Raw genomic sequence first — 2,478 nt, 5'->3', positions numbered from 1 at the left:
CGGGGCGGCCATGCCGCTCCGGGCGCGCGGAGGTGCGACGCCTGTGGAGACGGCCGGGGGTGTGGATAACCGCGCGGGGAGAACTGGCGGGCGGTGCCCCGGCCGTGGGCGGCGGTGACGCGGCCGGTGACGACGGCGGTGCCGGTGACGACGGTGCCGGTGACGACGGTGCCGGTTACGACGACGAGGTCGACGACCCCGAGGAGGAGCCCGAGCCGGTGGATGCGCCGGAGCCGGAGCCCGAGCCGGATCCCGAGGAGCCGGACGTCGAGGAGCTACTGTCCGACGAGCCGGAGCCCGAGGAACCGCTGCCGGACGAACTGCCGCCCGATCCCTTGCCGGCCGATCCCTTGCCGGCCGAGCCGCTGTCGCCGGAGGCCCGGCTGTCGGTGCGGTAGAAGCCGGAGCCCTTGAAGACGACGCCGACCGTGTTGAAGAGCTTGCGCAGCGTGCCGTCGCACCGGGGGCAGACCGTCAGCGAGTCCTCGTCGAAGGACTGCTGGATGTCGAAGGCGACGTCGCAGTCGCGGCACCGGTAGGAGTAGGTGGGCATCGGGCCTCCCGAGGAGTATCGGATAACGCCTTGGCACTCTACTCCGGCGAGTGCCAAGTTCCGAAGTCGAGAACCGCCTCCGGGGTGATGACGCCGTCGACCGGCCGGTCGTGTGGCTCGGCGGGGACGTGGTCGACGACGTTCTCGGAGTCCAGCAGCGCGAGCATCCTCGTGCGCGGGCCGGTCAACGCGAGGGACCGATCGTAGTAGCCACCGCCCCGGCCGAGCCGGTTCCCGGACCGGTCCACGGCGACGGCGGGGACGAGGACGAGATCGGCACCCGAGATGAACTCCGGCCCGGCGGGCGGGGCCGACGGGACGGGGATGCCGAACCGTCCCGGGACCAGGTCCGCCGGCCCCGCGTACGCCGCCCACTGCAACGGGCCGACCACCGGCGAAACCGGCAGGAACACCCGCGCACCGCACCGGGTGAGTTCCTCGGCCAGACCCCGTCCGCCGGCCTCGTCGTCGTCGGGGACGTACGCGCAGACCACCATCCCGGCGGTGACGACGCCCCCCAGGCGCCCGAGGATCCTCCGGTCGCGTTCGGCGCGCACCGGCGCCGGCACCGCGGCCCGGCGATCGAGGGCCTCGCGGCGCAACCGCGTCTTGGCGACCGAGAGGGCGACGGTCTCGTCGGTACGATCGGGCCGGTCGGACTGCATGACCCCAGTCTGCCGCGCGTGGCGCCACCCCGAGGGGGCGGGTGCGAGGTCTAAGGTGGTCGCCATGACGTCCAGTACCTCTGTCGACCCGCAGTTCCGGACCGCCGTCGTGCCGGCGGCCGGCCTGGGGACCAGGTTCCTGCCCGCCACCAAGACGGTGCCCAAGGAACTGCTACCGGTCGTGGACACCCCGGGCATCGAGCTCATCGCCGAGGAGGCCACCGAGGCCGGCGCCGGCCGACTCGCGATCGTCACCTCCGAGCGCAAGGTCGGCGTGATGGCGCACTTCTCCGAGGACCAGGTCCTCGAGGACACGCTGTCCGACCGCGGCAAGGACGTCCTGCTGCACAAGGTCCAGCGCGCCCCCGGGCTCATCGAGGTCGTGGACGTGCGCCAGGACGAGCCGCTGGGGCTCGGTCACGCGGTCGCGCAGGTGGAGTCGGTGCTCGGCGACGAGGAGAAGGCGGTGGCCGTGCTGCTGCCGGACGACCTCGTCCTGCCGTTCGGGATCCTCGGCCGGATGTCGGCGGTCCGCGCGGCCCGCGGCGGCAGCGTGCTGTGCGCGTTCGAGGTGGATCCGGAGGACGTGTCGTCCTACGGCGTGTTCCGGGTCGAGGACACCGATGACCCGTCGGTGAAGAAGGTGCTCGGCATGGTCGAGAAGCCCGCCGCCGAGGACGCTCCGTCCAACCTCGCCGCGGCCGGGCGGTACGTGCTCGACCGGGCGATCTTCGACGCGCTGCGCCGGATCGAGCCGGGTGCCGGAGGCGAGCTCCAGCTCACCGACGCGATCGACCTGCTCATCGGCGAGGGACACCCCGTGCACGTGGTGGTCCACGACGGTACGCGGCACGACCTGGGCAACCCGGGCGGCTACATCAAGGCCTGCGTGGACTTCGCGCTGGACAACCCGGCGTACGCGGACGATCTCCGCGAGTGGCTCTCGGACCGACTGGGTTCCTGACGAGCACCGTAGGTGAGGCGGGCCCGCTCGGCGGGCGGTGACTGGTACGGGAAGGGGACACTGGGTGCGCTCCGTCGAGGAACAGCTGGCGCTGGTGACGGCGGCCGCGGTCGCCCCGCGCCCGGTCCGTGTGGCGATCTCCGAGGCGCAAGGCTTGTTGTGCGCCGAGGAGGTCGTGGCGGAACGGCCGCTGCCGGCGTTCGACCAGGCCGCCATCGACGGGTACGCGGTGCGCAGCGTCGACGTGCGCGCCGGCGGGTCCACCGCCCAGGGCGGGGACGGTCCGGCCGGACCGG

The 2,478-nt window shown here is 73.1% G+C and carries 3 protein-coding genes and 1 pseudogene; 2 read left to right on the top strand and 2 right to left on the bottom strand.

What is annotated here, in order from left to right:
• Positions 1-175 precede the first annotated feature (175 nt).
• Together G6024_RS04545 and G6024_RS04540 are read right to left on the bottom strand one after the other, a co-directional pair.
• On the bottom strand, positions 176-553 hold the full coding sequence (locus G6024_RS04545) for an FmdB family zinc ribbon protein (RefSeq protein WP_082923739.1): 378 nt from the start codon (positions 551-553) through the stop codon (positions 176-178).
• A 38-nt stretch (positions 554-591) separates the two neighbouring features.
• Complete coding sequence (locus G6024_RS04540; RefSeq protein WP_235027754.1) at positions 592-1,284, bottom strand: 5-formyltetrahydrofolate cyclo-ligase; 693 nt, start codon at positions 1,282-1,284, stop codon at positions 592-594.
• On the opposite strand from G6024_RS04540, the gene G6024_RS04535 reads away from it, so the two are divergent.
• Both G6024_RS04535 and G6024_RS04530 read left to right on the top strand, forming a co-directional pair.
• The gene (locus G6024_RS04535) at positions 1,283-2,182 is read left to right on the top strand and encodes a UTP--glucose-1-phosphate uridylyltransferase (RefSeq protein WP_067713277.1); all 900 of its coding nucleotides are present in this window, start codon (positions 1,283-1,285) and stop codon (positions 2,180-2,182) included. The genes G6024_RS04540 and G6024_RS04535 overlap by 2 nt on opposite strands.
• Before the next feature lie 64 nt (positions 2,183-2,246).
• Positions 2,247-2,478: pseudogene (locus tag G6024_RS04530) on the top strand (molybdotransferase-like divisome protein Glp); the annotation flags it as partial.

This window comes from Dietzia maris (genome assembly GCF_014144855.1).
Taxonomy (GTDB): domain Bacteria; phylum Actinomycetota; class Actinomycetes; order Mycobacteriales; family Mycobacteriaceae; genus Dietzia; species Dietzia kunjamensis.
This window is presented reverse-complemented; position numbering and strand designations above follow the sequence as displayed.

What these genes read in the sequence shown, in the direction of transcription:
- G6024_RS04545 (WP_082923739.1), bottom strand. Translation starts at nt 553, where the DNA reads ATGCCCACCTACTCCTACCGGTGCCGCGACTGCGACGTCGCCTTCGAC.
- G6024_RS04535 (WP_067713277.1), top strand. Translation starts at nt 1,283, where the DNA reads ATGACGTCCAGTACCTCTGTCGACCCGCAGTTCCGGACCGCCGTCGTG.
- G6024_RS04540 (WP_235027754.1), bottom strand. Translation starts at nt 1,284, where the DNA reads ATGGCGACCACCTTAGACCTCGCACCCGCCCCCTCGGGGTGGCGCCAC.